General features: G+C 36.8%; 23 protein-coding genes and 1 pseudogene. 15 read left to right on the forward strand and 9 right to left on the reverse strand.

Annotated features, from left to right (window positions below):
• Positions 1-350 precede the first annotated feature (350 nt).
• From LPC09_RS27545 to LPC09_RS27550, 3 genes and pseudogenes are all read left to right on the forward strand, one after another.
• Positions 351-491, forward strand: coding sequence for a transposase (locus tag LPC09_RS27545; RefSeq protein ID WP_098795794.1), 141 nt, complete (start codon positions 351-353; stop codon positions 489-491).
• Positions 467-847: a helix-turn-helix domain-containing protein gene (locus LPC09_RS05235; RefSeq protein WP_098795795.1), complete on the forward strand. Its 381-nt coding sequence runs from the start codon at positions 467-469 to the stop codon at positions 845-847. Before LPC09_RS27545 ends, LPC09_RS05235 begins: the two co-directional genes overlap by 25 nt.
• A gap of 169 nt (positions 848-1,016) precedes the next feature.
• A pseudogene (locus LPC09_RS27550) lies at positions 1,017-1,133 on the forward strand (IS3 family transposase); the annotation flags it as partial.
• A gap of 69 nt (positions 1,134-1,202) precedes the next feature.
• On the opposite strand, the gene LPC09_RS05240 reads toward LPC09_RS27550, so the two are convergent.
• Positions 1,203-2,066 (reverse strand): LysR family transcriptional regulator, encoded by an 864-nt coding sequence (locus LPC09_RS05240; protein ID WP_098795797.1) that lies wholly within the window; start codon positions 2,064-2,066, stop codon positions 1,203-1,205.
• A gap of 120 nt (positions 2,067-2,186) precedes the next feature.
• Here LPC09_RS05240 and LPC09_RS05245 point away from each other — a divergent pair, with 120 nt between their 5' ends.
• The 4 genes from LPC09_RS05245 (at position 2,187) to LPC09_RS05260 (ending at position 4,792) form a co-directional block, all read left to right on the forward strand.
• Complete coding sequence (locus LPC09_RS05245) at positions 2,187-3,155, forward strand: cupin domain-containing protein (RefSeq protein ID WP_098795798.1); 969 nt, start codon at positions 2,187-2,189, stop codon at positions 3,153-3,155.
• 213 nt (positions 3,156-3,368) lie between these two features.
• Positions 3,369-3,611 (forward strand): DUF1450 domain-containing protein, encoded by a 243-nt coding sequence (locus LPC09_RS05250; RefSeq protein WP_176550993.1) that lies wholly within the window; start codon positions 3,369-3,371, stop codon positions 3,609-3,611.
• A gap of 117 nt (positions 3,612-3,728) precedes the next feature.
• Positions 3,729-4,103, forward strand: coding sequence for a CidA/LrgA family protein (locus tag LPC09_RS05255; RefSeq protein ID WP_212136230.1), 375 nt, complete (start codon positions 3,729-3,731; stop codon positions 4,101-4,103).
• The gene (locus LPC09_RS05260) at positions 4,100-4,792 is read left to right on the forward strand and encodes an LrgB family protein (RefSeq protein WP_098795800.1); all 693 of its coding nucleotides are present in this window, start codon (positions 4,100-4,102) and stop codon (positions 4,790-4,792) included. The genes LPC09_RS05255 and LPC09_RS05260 overlap by 4 nt, the downstream gene beginning before the upstream one ends.
• Positions 4,793-4,944: 152 nt before the next feature.
• On the opposite strand, the gene LPC09_RS05265 is transcribed toward LPC09_RS05260, so the two are convergent.
• The 4 genes from LPC09_RS05265 to LPC09_RS05280 all read right to left on the reverse strand — a co-directional run bounded on the left by LPC09_RS05265 (position 4,945) and on the right by LPC09_RS05280 (position 10,819).
• Positions 4,945-6,276, reverse strand: a complete 1,332-nt coding sequence (locus tag LPC09_RS05265) for a (Fe-S)-binding protein (protein ID WP_098795801.1) — start codon at positions 6,274-6,276, stop codon at positions 4,945-4,947.
• On the reverse strand, positions 6,273-7,685 hold the full coding sequence (glcD, locus tag LPC09_RS05270; protein WP_098795802.1) for a glycolate oxidase subunit GlcD: 1,413 nt from the start codon (positions 7,683-7,685) through the stop codon (positions 6,273-6,275). Before glcD ends, LPC09_RS05265 begins: the two co-directional genes overlap by 4 nt.
• 111 nt (positions 7,686-7,796) lie before the next feature.
• Entirely contained in the window at positions 7,797-8,930 is a 1,134-nt protein-coding gene (locus tag LPC09_RS05275) for a CdaR family transcriptional regulator (RefSeq protein ID WP_098795803.1), read from the reverse strand.
• Positions 8,931-9,022: 92 nt separating this feature from the next.
• Entirely contained in the window at positions 9,023-10,819 is a 1,797-nt protein-coding gene (locus LPC09_RS05280; protein ID WP_098795804.1) for an L-lactate permease, read from the reverse strand.
• Positions 10,820-11,104: 285 nt separating this feature from the next.
• Here LPC09_RS05280 and LPC09_RS05285 point away from each other — a divergent pair, with 285 nt between their 5' ends.
• The 6 genes from LPC09_RS05285 to ppdK all read left to right on the forward strand — a co-directional run bounded on the left by LPC09_RS05285 (position 11,105) and on the right by ppdK (position 18,647).
• Positions 11,105-11,833 carry a FadR/GntR family transcriptional regulator gene (locus tag LPC09_RS05285; protein ID WP_098795805.1) on the forward strand — a complete coding sequence of 243 codons (729 nt, stop codon included), beginning with the start codon at positions 11,105-11,107 and terminating at the stop codon, positions 11,831-11,833.
• Between the two features lie 126 nt (positions 11,834-11,959).
• Positions 11,960-12,676, forward strand: a complete 717-nt coding sequence (locus LPC09_RS05290; RefSeq protein ID WP_098795806.1) for a (Fe-S)-binding protein — start codon at positions 11,960-11,962, stop codon at positions 12,674-12,676.
• An 18-nt stretch (positions 12,677-12,694) separates the two neighbouring features.
• A complete protein-coding gene (locus tag LPC09_RS05295) occupies positions 12,695-14,125 on the forward strand; it encodes a LutB/LldF family L-lactate oxidation iron-sulfur protein (protein WP_098795807.1) in 1,431 nt (476 codons plus the stop codon).
• The gene (locus tag LPC09_RS05300; protein ID WP_098795808.1) at positions 14,122-14,844 is read left to right on the forward strand and encodes a LutC/YkgG family protein; all 723 of its coding nucleotides are present in this window, start codon (positions 14,122-14,124) and stop codon (positions 14,842-14,844) included. The genes LPC09_RS05295 and LPC09_RS05300 overlap by 4 nt, the downstream gene beginning before the upstream one ends.
• Before the next feature lie 304 nt (positions 14,845-15,148).
• Complete coding sequence (locus tag LPC09_RS05305; RefSeq protein ID WP_098795809.1) at positions 15,149-15,973, forward strand: pyruvate, water dikinase regulatory protein; 825 nt, start codon at positions 15,149-15,151, stop codon at positions 15,971-15,973.
• Positions 15,966-18,647, forward strand: coding sequence for a pyruvate, phosphate dikinase (ppdK, locus tag LPC09_RS05310; RefSeq protein ID WP_098795810.1), 2,682 nt, complete (start codon positions 15,966-15,968; stop codon positions 18,645-18,647). Before LPC09_RS05305 ends, ppdK begins: the two co-directional genes overlap by 8 nt.
• Positions 18,648-19,227: 580 nt before the next feature.
• Here the strand turns inward: ppdK and LPC09_RS05315 are convergent.
• From LPC09_RS05315 to rpsN, 4 genes are all read right to left on the reverse strand, one after another.
• On the reverse strand, positions 19,228-20,379 hold the full coding sequence (locus tag LPC09_RS05315) for a metal ABC transporter solute-binding protein, Zn/Mn family (RefSeq protein WP_098795811.1): 1,152 nt from the start codon (positions 20,377-20,379) through the stop codon (positions 19,228-19,230).
• Between the two features lie 278 nt (positions 20,380-20,657).
• Positions 20,658-21,014, reverse strand: a complete 357-nt coding sequence (gene sufU, locus LPC09_RS05320; protein ID WP_231309170.1) for a Fe-S cluster assembly sulfur transfer protein SufU — start codon at positions 21,012-21,014, stop codon at positions 20,658-20,660.
• A 45-nt stretch (positions 21,015-21,059) separates the two neighbouring features.
• The gene (locus LPC09_RS05325) at positions 21,060-21,446 is read right to left on the reverse strand and encodes a (2Fe-2S) ferredoxin domain-containing protein (protein WP_231309171.1); all 387 of its coding nucleotides are present in this window, start codon (positions 21,444-21,446) and stop codon (positions 21,060-21,062) included.
• An 87-nt stretch (positions 21,447-21,533) separates the two neighbouring features.
• Entirely contained in the window at positions 21,534-21,803 is a 270-nt protein-coding gene (gene rpsN / locus LPC09_RS05330) for a 30S ribosomal protein S14 (protein WP_098795818.1), read from the reverse strand.
• A 239-nt stretch (positions 21,804-22,042) separates the two neighbouring features.
• Between rpsN and LPC09_RS05335 the strand changes: the two genes are divergently transcribed.
• On the forward strand, positions 22,043-23,200 hold the full coding sequence (locus LPC09_RS05335) for an FAD/NAD(P)-binding protein (RefSeq protein ID WP_098795819.1): 1,158 nt from the start codon (positions 22,043-22,045) through the stop codon (positions 23,198-23,200).
• 324 nt (positions 23,201-23,524) lie between these two features.
• Positions 23,525-25,147 carry a staphylopine-dependent metal ABC transporter substrate-binding lipoprotein gene (gene cntA, locus LPC09_RS05340; protein ID WP_098795820.1) on the forward strand — a complete coding sequence of 541 codons (1,623 nt, stop codon included), beginning with the start codon at positions 23,525-23,527 and terminating at the stop codon, positions 25,145-25,147.
• The last annotated feature ends 39 nt before the right edge of the window (positions 25,148-25,186 follow it).

Here is a 25,186-nt window from a genome sequence, read left to right on the forward strand (position 1 = left end):
AGACCGTTTTATTCTAATAACTATATTAATATTGCGCTATTTGATAATGTTAAGTAGTTGACCACATACTCCTAATTGCACAGAATTTATTACTTTAATTTTTATTAACTTATTTTCTATAAAAAGTCGAAAACGTTGATTTTTCATTAGTTTAATCCATATTTATCGCTACCCAATTTTAAAAGAGGAGGGGCCAAACTAAACGGATATAAATGAAACGTCTAAAATCATTTTTATGCAAGGGTTTGAGGCGTTTTTTTGCCGACCATCCTATAGAGGGACATAGGGACAGTTACCTGAAGTGCACCCCAATTGTTTGATACACTTAACAATTGGAGGTGCTTTTTTTCATGAAGAAATATCCCTTAGAAATAATACTAGCAGCTGTTACTACCTACCTTGAAGGTGTAGAATCTATAAGGAAAATAGCTAAAAAGTACAACGTTAGTAAATCCATGTTGCATAGGTGGGTAGTGAAATTCATGGCGTAGCTGGCTTACAAGAATCCTATACAAATTATTCTGTTAAGTTTAAAATGAACGTACTTAACTACATGAACGAGATGGGAGCGTCCATCGAAGAAGCTACCGCAGTATTTAATGTTTCTTCCTCTTCTGCCGTGTACCGGTGGAAGGTTTTATTTGAAACACAGGGAATTGACGCTCTTCAACAAAAGGAAAAGGAGCGTTCAACATCTATGTGGAAAAAATCTAATAATAAACCAGTAGAGGGATCAGAAGAAGCACTACGTGCTGAAATAGAAAAGCTTAAGATGGAAAATGCATATTTAAAAAAGTTACAAGCCTTAATAAAGAAAAACTTACAGATAAAGACAAAGCGCAAGTGATCTATGAATTAAGGCATGAATATAAAATTATTGAATTAATAAAAATCGCTGATATTCCACGTAGCACATATTATTATTATTGGATAAAACAAATAGATGTCCAGATAAATATAGTGAAGTAAAGAAAGAAATTCAAAAGATTTATGAAGAAAATTAAGGGCGATATGGCTATCGTCGTATTACGTTGGCATTACGTAATCAGAAAATCATCCTAAATCATAAAACAGTCCGTCGCTTAATGAATTTGGGATTAAAGTGTTTAGTTCGGATGAAAAAATACCGTTAGTATCGGGGAGCAATAGGTAAAATTGCACCTAATATTTTAAATTGTACAAAACTAGGAATATACAATATTTCACCCCATTTCCTTCGCCATCTTAATAAAGGTTTTCACTAAAGGTGATTGATCGTTTCGTCGCCAAGAAACACCCATGGAAGCAACAGGTAATTGATCTTTGAGATCCATGTATACAACATCTTGAGTATGCAAGTTTATTGCCGATTTTGGAACCACTGCGATTCCTAAACCAGCTGCAACTAAACCAATGACGGTTTGGAACTCGAGGGCTTCTTGGTGAATGACAGGGTTACATAATTTCAGAATGTCGTTATAGAGTCCGTCCCATGTTTTCCGAGATAGCATGACAAATGGGTAGTGATTAAGATCTGAAAGGGAAATGGTTTTCTTCTCCAATAATGGGTGTTGTTTAGGAACCGCCAACACGCAAGGGGAAGTGGATACAATTTCAGTACGTATTATATCGTAATTAACAGGAGGACGTACAAAACCTACATCAATTTCCTCCTGTCGTAATGCCTCAATTTGGACGGGTGTGGCCATTTCATGAAGCTGTACTTGGACATCTGGATACAAACTTCGAAATTCTCGTAGAACATAAGGAAGGATGTCATAGGTTGCAGATCCAACAAAGCCTATTCTGAGTTTTCCGGTTTCTCCGCGATGTGTACGTTGGGCAATCTCCACAGCATGATCAATATGGTCGATTATTTTGCGAACTTCTTCTGAAAATATTTTCCCAGCATCAGTTAACTCTACATGTCGGTTATTTCGATAAAAAAGGTCAATCCCTAGCTCTTTTTCTAAATTTTGGATTTGTAAGCTTAAGGGCGGTTGTGTGATACGAAGACGTTCAGCCGCGCGGCTAAAATTTAATTCTTCAGCTACAGTAAGAAAATAATGCAGTTGGCGGAGCTCCATTGATTATCACCTGCTTTACAGTTATATGTTTTTTATATCATTGTAATATAAATTATATATTTTACAAATATATTCTACCGGGATAAAATTAAAGCATAAAGGTGATGAGGAGGATTACATATGACTACAAATAAACAACCTGGACAATTTTCTGTTGGAACGATCAATGAAAACTGGACTGGTGATGCTCGTTTTTATGAATATACGACAGCTGCTGATCCGGTTGGAAGCAGTATCATTAGTCCGATCCCAGCTAAGGAGTTTGGACCTCAAATATATAACTCAGGTGAAACACGTATCATTCAATTGGATCTATCTAGTGATTTACGAACAAAATACCCAGCAACAAGTCCATCACTTCTAGCAAACTTTATTCGAATTAATGCTGGAGATTCCATCAAAACACAACCGAATGCAACTAGTGAATTATATTATATTATTTCTGGTGCAGGCACAACAGAGGTAAATGGAGAATCAATTGACTGGAAGGAAGGAGATTTCGTAACTCTTCCATCTGGTTCAGTAAGTACTCACACAGCGATGCAAGATACAACGATTTACTATATTTTAGATACTCCACTTCTTGATTATTTAGGGGTAAAAGCTACAGATGCACGTTTTAAGCCAACGGTATTTACCGCTGAACAAGCGAAGGAAAAATTGAATGAAGTTGCGAATGCACCAGATGCTCATTTGAAAAATCGTATTTCTATCCTATTAAACAACCAAAAATTTGATCAAACATTAACGATTACACATGTATTATGGGCAATGTTTGGTATTGTGCCTGTCGGATCCAATCAAGCTCCTCATAGCCATAAGTCGGTAGCTCTTGATTTTGTTGCTTATGCTGCACCGGGAACTTATACATTAGTTGGAGATAAGATTGATCCTGTTACAAAACAAATTATTGACCCTATTCGTATCGAGTGGGAAACAGGAAAGGCGTTTGTTACTCCGCCGGGATTATGGCACTCTCATCACAATGAATCCGGGGAGCCTGCCTACATTATCCCAATCCAAGATGCAGGTCTGCAAACATATCTTCGTACGTTGGATATCCAATTTACTCACTATGATCAAGGATAAAGACACCAAAAACACCCTTTAGGGTGTTTTTTTAGAGAGGTAAGAAAGTATATAATTTTCAACTTAGTTTTGGTGTCTAGCTCCAGGCGCCATCGACTCTAGGTCTAGTCAAATAGGAATTGAAGGTAAATTTGAGCACCTTTTATTCCTATTCGGCTTATGCTTGTCGACGATTAGGGGCGCCTTGCGCTTTTCTAAAGAGGAGGAATGAAAATGAAAGTAGCTAAGTTTTGTGAACGCAATATTGAAGTAACTGATGCTGGTAAAGTAAAAGATATTCTTCGGCGTGATTATCAAGACGAAGTAGATGTCGTCGTCGTCGATTGCTTTAGGCGTTGTTTGGAATGCAGGGTGAAACCGTTTTGTCGGATCCAATTAACAACAATTGAAGCAAATGATGGGGATATCTTGGTAACTAAAATAATACAAAGTGTACGTAGAGAAACTTTTAGCTAGGCATAATAGGCTGGAAACATTCCGTTTCTTTAAACGGCTTTTTCAACCCATTATGCCTTTAAAGAAAATGTTGTTATAGAGTCAAAATTATTACATTTATATTGGGAGGAGAACGGGTTGATACGGAATATTGGAGGCATTATTTTTCAACTTGTTATATTGTGGGGAATTAATCAACTCGGCTATTTCATAGTAAGTTGGACTAAGCTTCCATTACCAGGAAATGTGATGGGGATGCTTATTCTAATTATCTTGTTAGGGACTGGTATTTTCCCGTTATCACTTATAGAAAAAGCAGCAACTTTTCTAATCAAACATTTAGCTTTCTTTTTTATCCCAATAGCAGTTGGATTAATCCAATTTGGTGATTTATTTTTAGAGTACGGTATTTTGTTGGGGATTGCCATTACGATAAGTGCATTGGTTGGAATATATGTAACAGGTTTTGTTACTCAATTTTTATCTAAAAGGAAGGGGGAGAAAAGTTTATGATGATGATTGTAACCCCAATTTTTATTACTATTACTATAGGGGTCTACCTACTTTCAAGAATAATTGCAAGAAAATATCCACTACCTTTTACAACACCTGTTTTCTTTAGTGCATCGACGATTATTTTGCTTCTGCTTACTACAGGAATCCCATATGAACAATATGAACCGGCAAAGAAGGTTATTACATACCTTTTAGGACCCGCAACAGTCGCTTTAGCTGTTCCATTATATAAAAATCGAAAATTGATCATACGATATAGCCTTGCAGCTGGTGCTGGGCTTGTACTTGGAACTGTCGCGACGATTTTATCAATTGTGTGGATTGCCAAACAATTTCAGTTGACGGATACGATCATTGCATCTCTTAGTGTAAAGTCAGCAACTGTTCCAATTGCCATTGAAGTAGCGAATATGATATATGGAGATTTATCCTTGACTGCAGCCTTTGTTGTTGCGACTGGAATCATCGGTGGAATGATTGGGCCATGGTTTTTAGATGCAACGAAAATTACAGATCCATTATCACGTGGATTGTCTATGGGAGCGATTGCTCATGGACAAGGAACAGCAGAAATTGCCAGGGAAGGACAGTTACAAGGCGCTGTTGCAGGTATGGCAATGGTATTAGCGGCGATTTTCACATCTATTTTTGCTCCAGTGTTATTTTCATTTTTGTTAAGTCTCTAAATAATTTTGATGGGGAACACTCACTTAAGACAGGAAATCAAGATGTTTCATTTTATCTATAGATGTTTAACAGAATTCTTTATTTAGTTCTGGCGCAAATGATCTATCAATTCTATGTTTTCATTACACCAGAACTAAATATGACATCTTTCTTATCTGACAGAAGACTGCTCGGCTTCAAGCAGCAGGTCCGCAATATGGACGGCACGCACTTTACCTGTAAGGCCTTCTCGTTCAATACCGAGTTTCATTTGCAGTAAACATCCGGGATTTGCGGTGACGATTGTCGCTGCTTCTGTTTGTTTAGTTGCTTTCATTTTAGAGTCAAGAATCTTCATCGACATTTCAGATTCAACAATATTATAGATTCCAGCTGAACCACAGCACTGATCAGCGTTCTGCATTTCACGATATTCAATATTATTTATAGATTTTAATAGGGTACGAGGTTGTGATGATGTTTTCATCACATTCCTTAAATGGCATGAATCTTGATAAGTAATCACCTGTGAAGGTAGACTTAAATTCCGCTTATGGAACTCTAAGTCAACTAAAATACTTGAAATATCTTTTAGCTTACTTGAAAATTGTTTAGCCCGTTCTGCCCACTCTGTTTCGTCTTTTAGAAGGTGACCATAATCTATTAAAAATGCGCCGCAGCCGCCGGCATTCGTAATAATGTAATCAACATTCAACTCTTCAAAGGCAGTAATATTACGTTTTGCAAGCTCCTTTGCTGTGTTTTTTTCCCCGCTATGTCCGTGCAAGGCTCCGCAGCATGCCTGTTCTGTAGGTATGACAATTTCACAACCTACTAACTGTAAAAGCTTCATTGTAGAATCATTTGTTCTCATAAACATTGTATCCATTAAGCAGCCAGAGAAAAAGGCAACACGCTTTTTTACAGATGCTTGAGCTGGAAGGTAAGAAGGACGATTCTTCATCTCTTTTATAGTTGGAATTTCCGGTAGAACCTTTTCCATTGATGACAAGCTATCGGGTAATACCTTCATCATTCCGCTAGTCCGGACAACACGCTGTAAGCCAGAGCGCTGATAGAAGCCGATTAGTCCTGTTAATGTACGCATACGGTTTGGAAAAGGAAAAAGTCCTTCAAATACTGCTTTGCGAATCGTTCTGACCGGTAAAGAGTGTTTTTTGTTTTGATTAATAATATCGCGCGCTTCTTCAAGTAAATGGCCGTAGTTTACTCCTGATGGACAAACCGGTTCACAAGCTCTACAGCCTAAACACATGTTAAGTGAACGTTCTACATCTTCATCAGGTTCGATGATCCCATCTACAACTGCTTTCATTACAGCAATACGTCCCCTCGGTGAATGTGACTCTTGATAACCCGATTCAATATAAGTAGGGCAAGTAGGTAAACAAAAGCCGCAACGCATGCAATTTAGAAGGTCGTCTTCATTCATTCTCTCTTTGAATTGTTGTTGAATGTTTTCGCGTTCTTTTACTGTTGTCATCTTGTAACCACCACTCGTTTTCTTGTGTCTTTTGCAAATACTTTACCAGGATTCATAATATTATTAGGATCAAAGGAATCTTTAATTGCCCTCATTGCTGCAATGCCAGTCTCACCAAGCTTTAATTCTAAGTATGGTGCTTTCATCACCCCGACACCGTGTTCACCTGTAATCGTTCCTCCGAGCTCAATAGCTTTTTGGAAAATTTCCTCAAATGCTTTTTCAACACGTTCAATTTCTTCATGATTACGAACATCTGTTAAACATGTAGGATGGAGGTTTCCGTCACCAGCATGACCAAAGGTACAGATGTTGACGTTGTACTTTTCAGCAATTTCATTTGTAGCTTTTACCATTTTTGCAATTTCAGAGCGTGGAACCGTTGCATCCTCTAAAATGGTTGTTGGCTTCAGCCTTGCTAAAGCAGAAAGTGCAGATCGACGTGCTGTTCTAAGACCGTCAGCTTCTGCTTCAGATTCAGCTATTTTTACAGATACAGCATTTTCGTGTTCACATATAGTCGCCATTCTTTCCATATCACGTTTCACAACTTCGATTGGACCATCTTGTTCCATTAAGAGGACAGCTTTTACATCTGTCGGTAGGCCAATTTGAGCGTGCGCCTCGACTACCTCCAGTGTTGGCTGATCTAGGAATTCAAGTGTTGTTGGTATGATTTTACTTGCAATAATCTTTGAGACTGTTTTTGCTGCAGCTTCAAGATCTTGATAAAGTGCAAGCATCGTCATCTTAGCTTCAGGCATTGGGATTAGTTTAAGTGTTGCTTCCGTAATAATCCCAAGAGTACCTTCTGACCCTACAAATAGACGGGTTAAGTCATAACCAGCAACATCTTTTGCAAGCTTACCTCCAGTTTTGATGATCTCTCCGTTTGCTAATACAATTTCTAACGCCATCACATAGTCGCGTGTTACACCATATTTAAGACCACGAAGCCCTCCAGAATTTTCATTAATGTTGCCGCCAATCGTTGATATTTTCATAGAGCTAGGATCAGGCGGGTAAAATAAGCCTTTTTCTTCAACTGCATGAATCATATCTAACGTTATGACCCCGGGTTGTACTGTTACAGTAAGGTTTTCCTCATCTATTTCTACAATTGAATTCATATGTTTAAAAAGGATGACAATTCCACCCTCTGTTGGACAAGTACCTGCACAAAGATTTGTTCCCGATCCTCTTGGGACAATAGGAATGCTATTTTCGTTGCATATTCTAACAATCTCAGAAACTTCATGAGTATTCCGAGGGGCAATTACCGCGTCAGGCATTGACTGAAATTGTGGAGTAGCATCATAGGAATAAACGAGTCTGCCTACTTTTGAGTCATCATAGTTTTCGGAACCTACTATTTTACATAGTTTTAACTTTATTTCATTTGTTATCAAAAAAACCAATCCTTCCGGTAGTAAAGTGAAGAAATTACGACTTTTTCTCAAATAGCTTAATTAAATCATAAAAGAAAAAAGTATAATTAAATATAGTTAATCCTCTTAAATTTAAACGTTTTCAAAACTTATTTTTGGATGATTATCCAAAAATATAGTAGCAAGGTATAATGTTGTCATATCATGGAAATCTCTCGGGTTTAGATTTGTTATTTGTTCAATTCTTTTTAATCTGTAGTGAAGGGTGTTGATATGAATATGAAGCTCATCCGCCGTATTTTTAAACGATTGATTCTTGACGATGAAAGTTTTGAGCGTATCTAATAACTCACTGTCTTCTACGATCGTTCCAATTGTACGGTTAACAAATTCAATACGCGTTTGCTCTTTAATATCTTGTATGCACATTTCTAATCGCAGATCATCATCAAAAACAATGCCAGTTGTTCGCTTAGCAACAGCTAAGGCTCTTTCAGCCTGCTCAAATGATTGATAAACATAACTTGCTGAGACAACATGACCAATTCCGATTGAAATAGATTGGTTATATTTTTCTTTGAAAAATGTTTTTAGTTGTTGAGTGTAATAAAGGATTTTTTCTTTTTTTTCTTTTCCTGTTACTCCATGTAATAAAATAAATCGTTCATTGCCCCATCGTACAAAGACATCCTTGCTGTCCGTCATAAATGTCTGCATGACATCCTGCCAGACATTTCGCTGGATTAAGTTTTCATTATCATGCAAATAATGACCCATAATTACTTGTCTATCGATACTTAAATCCACCCCAAGTAATTCTGCTTGATCTTTAAAAGCTTTTGACCATTCTTTTTGTTGAATCCAATCAAAAACAAAAGCTTCAAGTGTGCGTGACTGCCATTCTATTTGTTCTGAATAGTAACTTTCTTTAATGAGTAACTCTGTCATTTTTCTTAGAACTTCACCATACTGTGAAACTTTTTTCGGATTTCCTGTAATTCCTATTACACCGACAATTTGTTGCTGAAAGAAAACAGGTAAATTGATACCAGCCTTAACGCCCTTTAAAATACTTTGATCTTTTTCTGTTATAATCACTTTATTTCGTTCACGATAAGAGGCAAGGGCCCCCTCATGAAATGAACCGATTCTGCTTTCATCAGTACTAGCAATAATAATGCCATTTATATCAACAACTATTAAATCTTCATCTAGTAACCTTCTTACTTCTGAAATTATGTTTTTGGCTAATGAAGGTCGTAACATTGTTCACTCTCCATATCTATTAAATATTGCTTTTTAATAATAAAAAACGATATATAGGTGTGTCCTATATATCGTTTTTATTTATTTTTTTTCTACGCCGTGAATGACTTCGGACTTTTTGCATCTTTTGTACGTTTTCCTTTATTTGAGATCATTAGAAGAATAAAACCAATTACGACTGCTCCGTAGATAAAGAACCAGAAGCTGAAGCCTCCTGCAATCACCGCCATACCCAGTGTTCCAGCCGCCAATACATAGTATGTCATTGGAATCAGTGCTTTTCGAATTAGTGCCCCTTCTTGACCGACTAAACCAACTGTTGCAGATGCAGCTACTACATTGTGAACGCAAATCATATTTCCTGCTGCACCGCCAATTGCTTGAAGGGCAACCACATAGCTTGCCCCATCAGCGGATAGGCCAATGCTCTCAGCAGTTCCAAACTGAAATAATGAGAACATCATATTACTAAAGGTATTACTTCCTGCTATGAAAGCTCCAAGTGCCCCTATTGTTGGAGCGAATACAGGCCATAATGAACCGGTTAAATTCGATACACCTTCCGCTAAAACAAGTGGCATACTTGCTAATTCCTCTGTTTGTGTATTAATAAAGATTTTAATCATTGGTACAGCAAAGATTAAGGCCGCTCCAGCAGTTACAACTGTTTTAAACGAATCTGACCATGCTTTCATATAATCTTTTGCTTTCATACCGTGTAAGAAATATGTAATGATAGATACGACGATAAAAATAGCACCCGGTAAATATAGCGGAGTAGATTTAATTGCAATTCCTGAACCAAATACATCTTCAATTAAAATCGTTACATTAGTATGTGTAATTAAAGCTTTTACTTCTTCGATAACCCTTGTCATAACTAATAAAACGGCAACTAACAAATATGGAACCCAAGCCATTACTAACGAAATCTTTTTATTACCTTCTATGACTTTTGGTTGTTCATGGTTTAATTTACCAATCCAATCCTTTTCCCATTGACTACGATCTTCAAAATCAAAAATCTCTTCCTTCTTTGGCATAAATAAACCAGCTTTTGCCGATGGAATGACGATTAATAATCCAATTAATGCCCCTATTAGAGAGGGAAACTCTGGACCAAGGAATAGGGCAATAAAATAATATGGAGCCGTAAAAGCGATTCCAGCAAATAAAGCAAACTTCCATACCTTTAAGCCTTCCGTAAACGAACGGGTTTTACTGAAGAAACGAGTTAACATTCCAACCATAATAAGTGGAATTAAAAATCCTACAATGGCATGAAAAAGTCCTACATTAGCGACAATTTGTAATAAATATTCACTATATTCCATTGAACCAATTGATGCTAATACTGTGGGTTGATCAATTAGACCACCGTTAACACCGACAAGAAGCGGTGTTCCAATTGCTCCAAAAGACACCGGTGTACTTTGGATGATTAAAGCAACTAAAACAGCTGCCATAGCTGGAAACCCAATGGCTACTAGTAGAGGGGCTGCAATAGCTGCAGGTGTACCAAAACCTGCTGCACCTTCGATGAATGCCCCGAACAACCAAGCGATAATGATTGCTTGAATTCTTCTGTCGGGAGAGATCGTAATAAATCCTTGGCGGATTGTAGAAATGGCTCCACTTTCCTTTACTGTGTTTAATAAAAGAACGGCACCGAATACAATAAACATGACATCTATCGCGGTACCAACACCATTAAGAGCTGCTCCGGCTACAACATTTGCTTTTGTTCCCCAGAAAAACACAGCTGTTAAAGCGGTTACAATAAGTGAAATAGGCATTGCGCGAGTTGCTGGCCATTTCAAAATAACCAGAAATAAAAAAATCGAAAAAATAGGTACTAAAGCAATTAAAGATAAAATTCCAACGTTCATCCATCTTACCTCCTTTAATCTTACCTTGATTTAAAATCTGTTAGGTCAAAAATGTAATAAGATAATTATCGTTATGTAAATAACTGATCATAGAGTCATCGGATGACTTAATATTAATGTAAGCGTAACCGAAAATCAACAAAAATTTTTAAAAATAATGATAGTGTAAACTTATCGTAGTTATTGAATAGGTAAAATTTTTTCTCATATTATTAATTTGAGTAACAATTTAATAGTATAATTTAAATAGTTGGTATAATTGTGGATTTTAACAGGGGTGAAGTAATGGAATATAAACAAATTAAACCTAGAAAGATAAATGAAGAAGTTGCAGAAGCTCTTTTAGAAATGATCAAAAATGGAGAGCTAAAACCTGGAGATAAATTGAATTCTGTTCAACAGTTGGCTGAAAGCTTTAATGTGGGACGGTCAGCAGTTCGTGAGGCACTTAGTGCATTACGAGCGATGGGTTTAGTTGAAATGAAGCAAGGGGAAGGCACATATATTCGAGAGTTTGATCCGATGATGCTAACGTTGCCTTTATCAACGGCAGTTCTAATGAATGAAACAGATATCGTTCATTTATTAGAGGTTCGTAAAATTTTAGAGGTTGGTGCAGCGGGTTCAGCAGCTATAAATCGGAAAGAAGAAGATTTGAAAATAATGTCTGAGCTAATAGAAGTAATGAGAGAAGGACTCAGTGATGAGGAACTCGGTGAAAAAGCGGACCTTAAGTTTCATCTTGCCATAGCAGATGCAACGCATAATCCAATATTAAAAGGATTAATGAGCAATGTTTCTGGAATGATGGTTGAATCTATGAGGGAGACGCGTCGATTGTGGCTTTTTTCAAAGCAAGCAACGACTGAACGGCTGTATCAAGACCATTCGAGAATTTATCAAGCCATTAAGGATCAGGATGCAATTCAAGCTCAAAAGCTTATCATTGAGCACTTAGAAAATGTTGAAAACGTGTTGAAAAAATATTATCAAGACAAAAAAGGAAGTTCCTAATTGTAGAGGAGCTTCTTATTTTTTTGTACTGAAATTTCAGGTCATCAGATGACCGGTTGACATATCATTATCAATATATTAAATTGATTAATAGAAAGCGTTTTCTATTTTGGTGAGGTGATAATCATGAAAGTGACATTATTTGTTACTTGTTTAGTAGATATGTTTGAAACATCGGTTGGAAGAGCAACCGTTGAACTGCTTGAGAGATTAGGCTGTGAGGTTGATTTTCCAGAAAAACAAATATGCTGCGGACAACCGGCATATAACAGTGGGTATGTAAAAGATTCGAAGGAAGCGATGAAGCGAATGATACAAACCTTTGAGAATTCGGAGTATGTTGTAACCCCTTCTGGATCATGTGCAACAATGTTTCGTGAATACCCACATGTTTTTGCAGGGGATGCTTTGTGGGAGGAACGAGCCATCAAACTTGCTAATAGAACGTATGAGCTGACACAGTTTATTGTTGATGTACTGAAAGTAGAAAATGTTGGGGCAAAGCTCAAGGGGAAAGCAACATTGCACAAATCATGTCATATGACTCGTTTATTAGGAGTAAGGGAAGCACCTACTAAACTTTTAGAAAATGTAGAAGGCTTAGAATACATACCACTAAGTAATAGTCATGATTGCTGTGGGTTTGGTGGTACCTTTTCAGTGAAAATGGGTAATATCTCTGAGCAAATGGTTGATGAGAAGGTTAAAAAGGTTGAGGAGACTGAAGCAGACTATTTAATTGGCGCAGATTGCGGGTGTTTGCTGAACATCGGCGGACGAATTGAACGACAAGGCAAGCCAATTAAGGTAATGCATATCGCAGAAGTTTTGAATAGCAAATAAGAAGGGAGATGGAAGTTAATGGCGATGAAAATCGGAACAGGCGAGTTTAAAGAACGTGTTGAGAATGGCATTAATAATACGTTTATGCGCGGGGCAGTCTCTGGTGCACAAGAACGCCTTAGCACAAGACGAATTGAAGCGGCAAAAGAACTCGGTAACTGGGAAGAGTGGCGGGCACTTGGTGAAGAAATTCGCCAACATACGCTCGATAATCTTGATTACTATTTAAAGCAATTTAGTGAAAAGGTTGCTGAACGTGGAGGACATGTCTTTTTTGCAGAAACTCCTGATGAAGCAAATCAATATATAAAAGATGTTATTAAGAAAAAGAATGGTAAAAAGATTGTTAAATCCAAATCAATGGTAACGGAAGAAATTAATATGAATCAATGTTTAGAAGAAGAGGGATGTGAAGTCATTGAGACAGACCTAGGAGAGTATATTTTACAGGTGGATGACCATGATCCGCCTTCCCATATAGTTACTCCTGCACTACATAAAAACAAAGAACAAATCCGTGATGTATTTAAAGAAAAATTAGCCTATACAAAAACAGAAAAGCCTGAGGAGCTTGCATTACATGCACGTGAAATGTTAAGAAAAGAATTTTTATCAGCTGATATCGGTGTGACTGGTTGTAACTTTGCGATAGCGGAATCAGGTTCGATAAGTCTTGTGACAAATGAAGGTAATGCAAGACTAGTCTCAGCCCTTCCTAAGACACAAATTACTGTTATGGGAATGGAGCGGATTGTACCAACTTTTGCTGAATTTGAAGTTTTAGTGAGCTTGTTAACCAGAAGTGCTGTAGGGCAGAAATTGACAAGTTATGTAACCGCATTAACAGGTCCGAAGCAAGCTGGAGATGTAGACGGACCTGAAGATTTTCACGTTGTCATTGTGGATAATGGTCGCTCAAAAATATTAGGAACAGAATTCCAATCTATTTTACAATGCATCCGTTGTGCTGCATGTGTGAATGTTTGTCCGGTTTACCGTCATGTCGGAGGGCATTCCTATGGTTCAATTTATTCAGGACCAATTGGAGCGGTTCTTTCACCGCTACTCGGTGGCTACGAAGAGTATAAGGAGCTTCCATATGCATCTACACTTTGCGGAGCCTGTACAGAAGTTTGTCCAGTCAAGATTCCATTGCACGAATTACTCCACAAACATCGTCAGGTTATTGTTGAAAGAGAAGGGAAAGCACCGATTTCTGAAAAATTTGCGATGAAGGCTTTTGGACTAGGTTCTGCGTCAACTCCTCTTTACAATTTAGGTTCAAGACTAGCACCTACTGCAATGAGCCCTTTTGCAGTGAATGCAAAAATTTCGAAAGGTCCTGGTCCACTAAAGGCGTGGACTGAGATTCGGGATTTTCCGGCTCCTGAAAATAAGAGATTCCGTGACTGGTTTAAGAACCGTGATAAGGAGGGGGGCGAGCAATGACAGGAGGATCAATTCAAAATCAAGAAACTTTTTTAAATAAGATTGCCTCACAGCTTGGACGAGAGCAAAGAACGGAAGGTGTAACGCTACCAGAATGGAAGCATCAACCGCAATGGGATGTTTTACAAGGTTTGTCACAAGATCAGCTTGTTGATGTTTTAAAGGAGCAGTGCCGGCGGATCCAAACTCAATTTGTTGAAACAACGTCAGTAGATTTAGTAACCGTTTTAAAAAACGTTGTTAAAGAATTTGGAGGAGGTCCTATTATAACGTGGAATGACGATCGGTTTACTGAATTTGGGCTGACTCATTTACTACATGAGGAGTGGCCAAGTGAAGATGTCGATGTTAGTTTATGGAATCCATCGCTTGGAAAGAAAAATATCGAGTTAGCAGAACAAGCAAACGTGGGGATTACCTTCAGTGATAAAACACTTGCAGAATCAGGAACCGTTGTCCTATTTAGCGACACTGGGAAGGGTCGTTCCGTAAGCCTGTTACCGGCTACGTACATTGCAATCATACCGAAGAGTACGATTGTGCCAAGAATAACTCAAGTTTCCCAAGAAATTCATGAGAACATTAACAAGGGGGAAGAAATTGCTTCTTGCGTAAATTTCATAACAGGACCAAGTAACTCAGCTGATATTGAAATGAACTTAGTAGTGGGCGTTCATGGGCCAATTAAAGCAACGTATATTTTAGTTAACGATAAATAACGGCGAGATTGGTTATGAAAATTTATATGGTAGCTTTTGAGGTTTTACATTTCATAATAAAACAAAAATAGTAACAACAATAAGCGACCTTGTTATTTGTATTAGCATCTCAATGTCGCTTATTTACTTCTTTTATTACTTGAAAAATAATTATGAATTTTCTTAGTTAGAATGAAAGAAAAGGATTGTAACTTATTATTTTTAATGGTAGAATACTATTTAATCAAATGGTATGACATATTTATTTATTAGTATAACACATTTGTTCTGTTAAACAATTAAAAGAGTGAATAGGAGGTCGGATGTGAATAAAAAGGAAATAGTTTATGTAGTATCTGATTCTGTTGGCGAAACAGCTGAGCTGATGGTAAAAGCAGTTGCATCTCAATTTAATAGTGTAGAAGTTGAAATCAAGCATATTTCTTATGTTGAAGATATGAAAGATCTTGATAATATCATTATTGCCGCCAAATATAATCACTCCATTATTGCCTATACAATTGTCATTCCATCTTTGAAGCAGTATCTTGATGAGCGAGCAAGGGAAGCAGGAATTCGTGCTATTGATTTAATGAATCCGCTAATGGATGCATTTATAAAAAATTTAAATACAGACCCAGTACATCAACCAAGACTAATGAGGAAATTAGATGAAAACTATTTTCGTAGAGTAGAAGCAGTTGAGTTCGCAGTTAGATATGATGATGGTCAGGATGTTAGAGGAATTAGGCATGCAGATATTGTCTTAATTGGCGTTTCTAGAACATCAAAGACACCGCTTTCAATGTATTTGGCCCATAAGCGGTTTAAGGTGGCAAATGTACCTTTAGTTCCAGAAGTAGCACCTCCTGATGAACTTTTTGATATTCCCAAGAACAAATGTGTTGGGTTAATCATAACACCAGATAAACTGAATGAAATTCGCATGGAGCGATTAAAAAATATAGGATTAACAACCCAAGCGAATTATGCGAATTATGACCGGATTCTTACAGAATTAGAATATGCAGAAAAAATTATGAAAAAAATCGGTTGTCCCGTTATTAATGTTTCAAACAAAGCAATCGAAGAGACGGCTGATTTGATATTAGAGATGTTAAAAAAGAAAGGGGCTGTATTTCATGGGTAAGTTTGTGTATATGTTTGATGAAGGGGATAGTGGAAAAAGGGAACTACTAGGAGGAAAGGGAGCAAATCTAGCTGAAATGACAAAGATTGGTTTACCTGTTCCTTATGGGTTTACCATTACAACAGAGACCTGCAATACTTACTATGAAGCTGGAAAATCAATTTCATCAGAGATTGATTTTCAAATTTTACAAGCGCTTACAACCCTTGAAGGAAAAACCGGTAAAAAGTTCGGAGATCCAGCAAATCCGTTGCTAGTTTCTGTAAGATCTGGAGCCGTTCATTCGATGCCGGGAATGATGGATACGATTTTAAATCTTGGAATAAATGACGAAACGGTCGTGGGACTGGCAAATCTGACGAATAACCCGCGCTTTGCGTATGATTCTTACCGTCGATTTATCCAAATGTTTAGTGATGTTGTCCTAAAAGTTGATAGCTTTTATTTTGAACAATTCTTGGATGAAGTTAGGGAAGAAAAAGGATATCACTCAGATCCTGAAATGTCTGCAGAAGATTGGAAAGAGGTCATTACAGGATACAAGAGAATTGTTGCTAAGCATTCGAAAAGGGCCTTTCCTGAGAATCCAAAAGAGCAGTTATTCCTTTCCATTCGTGCTGTTTTTGATTCTTGGAATAATCAACGTGCTATTGTATATCGCCGTCTTCAGAATATTCCCGGTCATCTTGGAACTGCAGTGAACATTCAAAGTATGGTTTTCGGAAATATGGGCAGCAATTCTGGCACTGGAGTAGCTTTTACACGTAATCCATCTACAGGGGAAGCAAAGCTTTACGGTGAATATTTGATCAATGCTCAAGGTGAGGACGTAGTTGCCGGAATTCGTACACCTCAACCAATTATTTCTCTTCAAGAAGAGATGCCAAACGTATATCAGCAGTTTACCCAAACATGTCACCTCCTTGAAAACCATTATGAAGACATGCAGGATATTGAGTTTACTGTGGAACGGGGAGAACTTTTTATTCTACAAACACGTACCGGAAAAAGAACAGCTCAAGCAGGAATTAGAATAGCTGTTGAATTAGTAAAAGAACAAATCATTAGCAAGCAGGAAGCGATTCTACGTGTAGATCCTGATCAGCTTGATCAACTTCTCCATCGTCGCATCGATGATTCATATGTACGAAAGCAATTAGCGAAAGGTTTACCAGCTTCCCCTGGTGCAGCAACTGGAGAAGTCGTATTTGATGCAGATGAAGCTGAGAAAATGGCGAAAGATGAGAAAAAGAAGGTCATTCTTGTTCGTCCAGAAACAACACCTGATGATATTCATGGAATTGTTGCAGCCGAAGCCACTGTTACTAGCCGCGGAGGAATGACAAGCCATGCAGCCGTTGTGGCAAGAGGTATGGGAAAAGCATGCATTTGTGGATGTGAATCATTAAAGATTGATTTAAAGTCAAAGCAATTTAAAGTAGGAGAAACGATTGTAAAACAAGGTGATATCATTACAATTGATGGTTCAACAGGTGAAATCATGTTAGGAGAAATTCCGATGATCGAACCACAGCTTTCAGATGAATTTCAATTGTTGCTTTCATGGGCAGATCAGGAACGAAAACTTGGTGTTAGAGCAAATGCGGACAATCCAGTTGATGCCAAAAAAGCTCTTGAATTTGGAGCAGGTGGAATTGGATTATGCCGAACAGAGCATATGTTTATGGATGCTAGTCGAATCCCAATTGTCCAAGAAATGATTCTTGCAGAAACTAATCAGGAACGCGAACATGCATTAGACAAGTTATTACCAATGCAACAAGAGGACTTTGAGGGAATTTTTGAAGCGATGCAAGGAAATCCTGTCACCATTCGTTTATTAGATCCGCCTCTTCACGAATTTTTACCTGATAAGGAAGAACTGTTAGTTGAGGTTACCAAACTTCAATTAACCAATTCAAGTTCAAGGGAGTTAAAAGAAAAAGAACAGTTATTAAGAAAAGTACGACAATTGGATGAATTTAATCCGATGCTAGGTCATCGTGGATGCCGATTAGGAATGATTTTTCCGGAAATTTACGTGATGCAAGCAAAAGCGATATTTTATGCCATTGCGAACGTAATGGATAAAGGAATCGATGTAAAACCAGAAATCATGATTCCATTAGTTGGTCATGTGAATGAGTTAAAAGAAATGAGGCAATTAGTGGTCAATGCTGGAGTGCAAGTTGAGGAAGAAAAGGGGCTAACATTTAGCTACTTAATCGGTACGATGGTAGAAGTACCACGTGCAGCCTTAACTGCAGACCAAATTGCTGAAGAAGCAGACTTTTTCTCATTCGGAACAAATGACCTAACGCAAACAACATTTGGATACAGTCGTGATGACGCAGAGGGAAAATTCTTACAAACTTATATTGAAAACAAGGTACTTCCAGCAAATCCATTCGTTTCCCTTGACCAAGAAGGAGTAGGAAAACTAGTTGAAACGGGTGTTAAGCTAGGAAGGGGAAAGAAGCTGGAATTAAAAACAGGTATTTGCGGAGAACATGGAGGAGAAAAGAAATCAATTCAATTCTGCCATGATGTAGGCTTGGATTATGTAAGCTGTTCACCATATCGTGTACCGCTTGCACGCCTAGCAGCGGCTCAGGCTAAGATTAGACATGAACAAAAACAGAATGAACTTCATGAACTTCAAGTTCAAGTATGAAAATGGAAAAGGCTGCCTATTTTGGGCAGCTTCTTCATTTTTATATTAAATATTTTTACTAAGTTTTTGAGGAAGTTACTGTGTTTTTATATGAATTGAATATTTTTGTCTATCTATAAGTAGTTTGTGTTGTAAAGAGTGCTCCCAATTATGCAAGGCGCTTCGCTTATATGCTAGTAGATAAATTTGAGCTCTGACCACATACTCCAAATTGCACAAAAATTGCACAGACTTATTTTATTTCATTGATTTTAATTAATTTATTTTATAACCACCAGCCAAAACGTTGATATATCAATACTTATTTAACTAAGTTTTACTACATTTAACTCTATTAATTCCCCACCCAATTTTGACAGGGTAGGGGCGGGGGTTCGAATCCCTCTCGAATCATCAGAGTGAGAAGCTTTAGTTCCTTGGTATGTAAGGAACTAAAGCTTTTTTAAGTTATTAGAAATATACAGTTCACTAATTTAACAATTAAATCTCCCATTCTTGAATAGGATAATAGTGACTTATATAAACATGGATAATAAATAAATATTGTATCTAGGCATAATTTTAATAATTCATCACTTTATTAATTTAACACTGTTTCAAGTATTTCAACATTTTTCTCCATAATACTAAAATAATCTTCCTTATTTATTATGTTTTCTTCTGTAACGGATTCAAGATTATGAAGGGTAAGCGACTTAGCACCGATTTCATCTTGGATGACTTTTGCTACGTTAGATTGTACATTCTGTTCAAATAAAACGTATTTTAGACCATGTTCTTCGGATTCTGTAATAATTTCCGTAAGTTGTTGTTGACTAGGTTCTTGGGAAGGAGAAAGACCAGCTATTGCAATTTGTTCAAGGCCATATCGATCCTGCCAATATCCGTAAGCAGCATGAGAAACTAAAATGTATTTTGTTTTTGAATTTTCGAGAGTTTCATGGAATGTTTGATCTAGAGCAGTTAAATCGGCTTTTAGTTTTGTGAAATTTTCCTCAAATGTTTCCTTTGATTCTGGCTTTATTTCTATTAGTGCATTTTTAATGTTTTCTGCTAGTTTAATAGAGCGCATTGGATCAAGCCAAACATGTGGATCTTGATCTCCGTGATGGTGATGCTCTTCATCATGAGTGGCATCCTCTTCATGTGCATGCTCTTCATCATGAGCGGCATCCTCTTCATGTGCATGTTTTTCATCATGAGCAGCATCCTCTTCATGTGCATGTTTTTCATCATGAGCGGCATCCTCTTCATGTGAATGTTCTTCCTCATGAGCAGCTTCATTTTCATGTGAATGTTCTTCCTCATGAGTAGCGTTATCTTCATGTGAGTGTTCAGTTGTTTTAAGTAGTTCAATACCCTCGGCTGCTTTTAATATGAGAACGTCCTCTTTCTGTAACGCCTCTTCAGCTTGTTCGACAAAACCTTCTACACCAGCACCTGTATAGACAAATAGATCAGAGTCAGCGATGTTTTTCATTGTTTTAACTGTTGGCTCATATATATGAGCATCAACATTTGGAGGGTAAACACTAGTGACTGTAATCTCATCCCCACCAATTTTTTTCGTGAAATCCTCTAATGGGAAAATGGTTGTGTATACTTCAATTTTATTACTGTTATCATCGTTGCTTTCTGTAGCGTTTGTTAATTGATTTTCTTGATTGCCGCATCCTGTTAATAGAAGACCTACTGTCAGCATCGAGGTTAATAAATAAGGTTTTGTATGCATGGTTAAAACTCCTAACATTTGGTTTTGTAAAATAATTTGGTTTATATGTCTTGGATAACATACTAGCTTTCAAAAATTGAAGAATTGATAGCTACTTCACAGTTAATAGTTTATTTAATGTTTGTAAATAGTAATGATTACGATTTGTATTCTACACTCAAAATTCGGTTATGTAAACAATATAAGTATGATTCATTTTCTCACTGCTATAAAAAACAGAACCTTAAGTGTGTAGTGAATGTAGTTATGACATTGTCACGGGAGCTGGAACTTTACAACTAAGGACATTTGACTTTAGGATCGCATGGTATTATATCAATTTGTTCATTTGTCAACTTTCCAGTACGAATCAACCCTTCAAATTCTCTTCTTATTAAGGTAATCTCTCTTATTGATTTGTTTTGAATCAACTCTGTCATCATAGAAGAAGATGCCATACTTATGCTGCACCCTTCACCAAGGAAGGTTACATTTTTTATAAAGTACTGTTCGATTTCAATAAACAGGGTGATCACATCCCCACAAGTTGGGTTTTTATAATGCACTTTAAGAACATTTTCACTTAATAATTCTTTGAAATTGCGTTTTTGTCGATAATGATCTAAGATAACCTGTCGATACATTTGGTCGAGCATGAAAAGTCTTCACCTTCTTCCTGATAACGATTCATATTCTTTCTGTTATTTTGACATTTTGTTTACTTTTTCCCGATCTTTAGAAATACCGGTCACTACTTCCGGTGAACGGTCAAATCCTTGACCATTATAAGAATGACTAATTTTTCCTGTATAATCCTCATTATAAAGCAGGGAGTCAATAAACAAAGGAGCATCATCTGGTAGCAAGTCCTTATACCAATGTCCATGAGGGTAGTTAATAACAACACACTTATCGTGGCATCTCCCATTACATCTAGTTCGTGTTGTGTGAATTCTATCATCTAAGCCTCTTTCAGAAATTTCTCTTCGTATTTCCTGGGTTAGGTCCTCAGCGCCAACATGAGTGCAACTGCTACCATTACAAATAAGAACATGATGAATAGTGTTGTTTAAATTCCATGTTGCCATAAATATATACCTCCATAACAGTAGCTGTTAGTACGAATTTTAGAATGTTTCTAATAGAGTTATTAATTAAATTCTTTTTAATTGATGTTACCAGCTTGATTTTTTGATGCCAGGTAGGTGACCTTTATGAGCTAATTCCCGAAAAGCAATTCGAGACATCTTAAATTTACGAAGATAACCTCTAGGTCTTCCGGTAATTTCACATCTGTTATGCAATCGGGAAGGGGCTGAGTCTCTTGGTAACTTTTTTAATGCTTCATAGTCGCCCTTTTCTTTTAACTCTTTTCGTATTTCTGCATATTTTTTAACCATGTCTTGCCGTTTTCTTTCTTTTGCAATTTTCGACTTTTTTGCCATTAGTAAACAACTCCTTATACAACTTATTAAAACGTAATGATTACGATTTGAGTTTTATCTTATTCTATCTTTGAACAAAATGCAAATATAACATTTCGTACCTCAAGAATAGGAATCAACAGAGCCAATTTTTTATAGACATCGTTTAGGAGTTGATGATAAAAATTTGCTCTTATCTTAACAAATATAGTACAATTCAAAACGTAATGATTACGGTTTAAATTTAAAGGAGAATTATTATGTATGAGTGGATAATTATAGGTGGAGGAATTCATGGTTGTACAATTGGGAATTACTTAATTAAAAATAAAAAAACAACAATTGAAAAACTTCTTATCATTGATCCTCATCAAGAGCCGATGGAGAAATGGAGGACAAATACTCGAAAAATTGGTATGGAGTATTTGCGTTCACCATCTGTCCATCATATTGATGTTCCTGTATTTAGTCTGCAACATTTTAAGAAACCAAATGACTATAGAGCTTTTTATGGTCAATATAAACGGCCTTCACTTCATTTATTTGATGAACATTGTGATATGGTTTTTCAGGAAGTTCAGTTAAAAAAAGCTTGGAAGCAAGGAAGGGTGATTTCTGTTTATCGAGATTCTGATAACTGGATCGTTCAAACAGATGATGGTGAATCATTTATGACGAAAAATCTTGTTCTTAGTGTGAGCGTGAATGAAAAATTGCATATGCCTGAGTGGGCAAAAGCATCATCGAATGACGTTCTACATATTTTTAGTGAGGAACTTAAGAACCTAAGTGAATTAACACCATCTATCGTTGTAGTGGGTGGAGGAATTACAGCAGCACACACAGTTATTAGTCTTTGTAGCATGTTTCCAGGAAAAGTTACACTTCTTAGCAGGCATAATATACGTGTTCACGGTTTTGATAGTGATCCGGGATGGTTAGGTCCAAAGTATATGAATTCATTTTTAAAGATAACTGACTATGGTTTGCGTAGAGAACATATTAGGCATGCTCGTAACAGAGGCTCCATGCCAAATGATGTTTATCAAAAAATAATCAGACTAGAAAAAGAAGGGGTATTACAAGTGATGTATGATGAAGTGCTAACGACTAGTTCCCAGGAGCAGACTAGTGTTTTACACCTTAAAAGCGGTACTCAGCTCGCTGCTCAAACAGTCTTACTAGCCACGGGATTCGATTCCAATCTTCCGGAAGAAGGCTGGTTAAAATCATTGATTGAAACAGAAAATTTGAAATGTGCTACTTGTGGGTATCCAATTGTCAATCAAAAGCTCGAATGGTGTTCTCATCTATTTGTCTCAGGACCATTAGCAGAACTGGAAATTGGCCCGGTATCAAGAAATATTTCAGGAGCAAGAAAAGCAGCAGAACGAATTGTTAATGAGTTTATAGTTTAGAAAATTTACCGGTCATGGAATATCCCTTTAAATGTTATAAATGGTAAAAGTAACAAAAAGTAGTTGACGTATTTTTTATTCATTAGTACCATTTTTAATAGTAATCATTACGATTTATTCTGTAGATTACCTATGATAATTATCGATCTTTATAAGGTAAATCGTAATGATTTTGGTTTAAGGAATGAAAAGGAGGGCTATGAAAGGAATAATAAGTAGGTTAAAGATGTAATTGCTACTTAATAAAGGTGAATGGGTTCTTACTAGTGTAAATTTTTTAGTGATCACTCTAAAGCTTGCCACGATAAAAGGGAGAGAAGTATATTGAGAGTTAAAAAATTAAAGATTGCATCCATAATAGTATTGTTTTTTTCTAATCTAGTTGCCTGCTCTGCACAAAATTCTTCTAGTGAGAAAGAGGAAGGTGTTAAGGATGATAATAGCTTAGCAGAACTAGTCTATGCTTCTGCAAAAGATGTTAACGATATGAACCCACATTTGTACACTGGTTCAATGCCTGCTCAAGGAAAGGTCTATGAATCATTGGTTGAAAATACAGAAGACGGGATCAAACCATTGCTGGCTGAATCTTGGGAGATTTCAGATGATGGAAAAACATACACATTCCATTTAAGAGAAGATGTCACATTTCATGATGGCGAACCGTTTAACGCAGAGGCAGTGAAGAAAAATTTCGATGCTGTACAAAATAATGCAGAAAAACATGCTTGGATAAAGTTATCTACAAAAATTGAACGTGTGAATGTGGTAGATGAGTATACAGTTGAACTTGTTCTAACTGAATCTTATTACCCTACTTTGGTCGAATTATCAATGACAAGGCCTTATGTATTTATATCCCCTAAAGATTTCATTAATGATGGAACGAAAGATGGGGTAAGTGGTTTTAACGGTACAGGACCATACATTCTAGCTGAACATAAAACAGATGAGTATGCAACATTTAAAGCAAATGAACAGTACTGGGGTGGAGCACCAAAAATAAAGACGATCACATCTAAAGTTCTTCCAGCAGGGGAAACGACGTTTTTAGCCTTGAAAAAAGGAGAAGTCAACTTTGCTTTTACGGATGATCGGGGTGCAGATAGCCTTGATGTTGAAGCTATGAATCAATTAGTTGATTCAGGTGATTACCAACTTGTTAGAAGTGAACCAATGAATACGAAAATGATTGTAGCCAATAGTAGTAAAAAGGATCATCCTGTTACGGAAAAAGCTGTTCGTGAAGCAATTTGGTATTCAATTGATAGAGAAACCATTGCAAAGGATATATTGAGTGGTACTGAAACGGTAGCCAATACATTATTTTCTAAGAACGTCAATTATGCTGATGTTGATTTAAAGAAACGAGACTATGATGTAGAAAAAGCGAAAACGATTCTCGAAGATACTGGATGGAAAATAGAAAATGGTGGTGTTGTTCGAACAAAAGCTGGCAAAAAGTTAGTGATGAACCTCTATTATGATAGCAATTCGTCTTCTCAAAAAACTCAGGCTGAATTTATCCAAGCTTCATTACAAGAAATTGGTGTTGGATTGGAGATTATTGGTGAGGAGTCAACCTCGATTGCGAATAGAAGGGCAACGGGTGACTATGATTTATTATTCAATCAGACGTGGGGACTAGCTTACGATCCGCAAAGTACAATTGCTGCTTTTACATCTCCTTCTTCCTACTTACATACGACCAAAGGTATGGAAAATGCAGACGAACTGTATAGGAAAATTGATGAAGTAATGGTGTCAACAGATGAGGAAACAAGAAAATCATTGTATGCTGATATTTTTAAAATGGTACATGAAGAAGCTGTTTTTATTCCTATTTCAAATGGAAGTGTGACCGTAGTTGCTCCAAAAAGCTTACATGGACTATCATTCAAACAAACTCAATATGAGCTGCCGTTTGAGTTAATGGAGTTTAAATAGAAAGGGGGGGAATTCCCCTCTCTATATTTAGAAAACGAA

This window comes from Metabacillus sp. B2-18 (genome assembly GCF_021117275.1).
Taxonomy (GTDB): domain Bacteria; phylum Bacillota; class Bacilli; order Bacillales; family Bacillaceae; genus Metabacillus.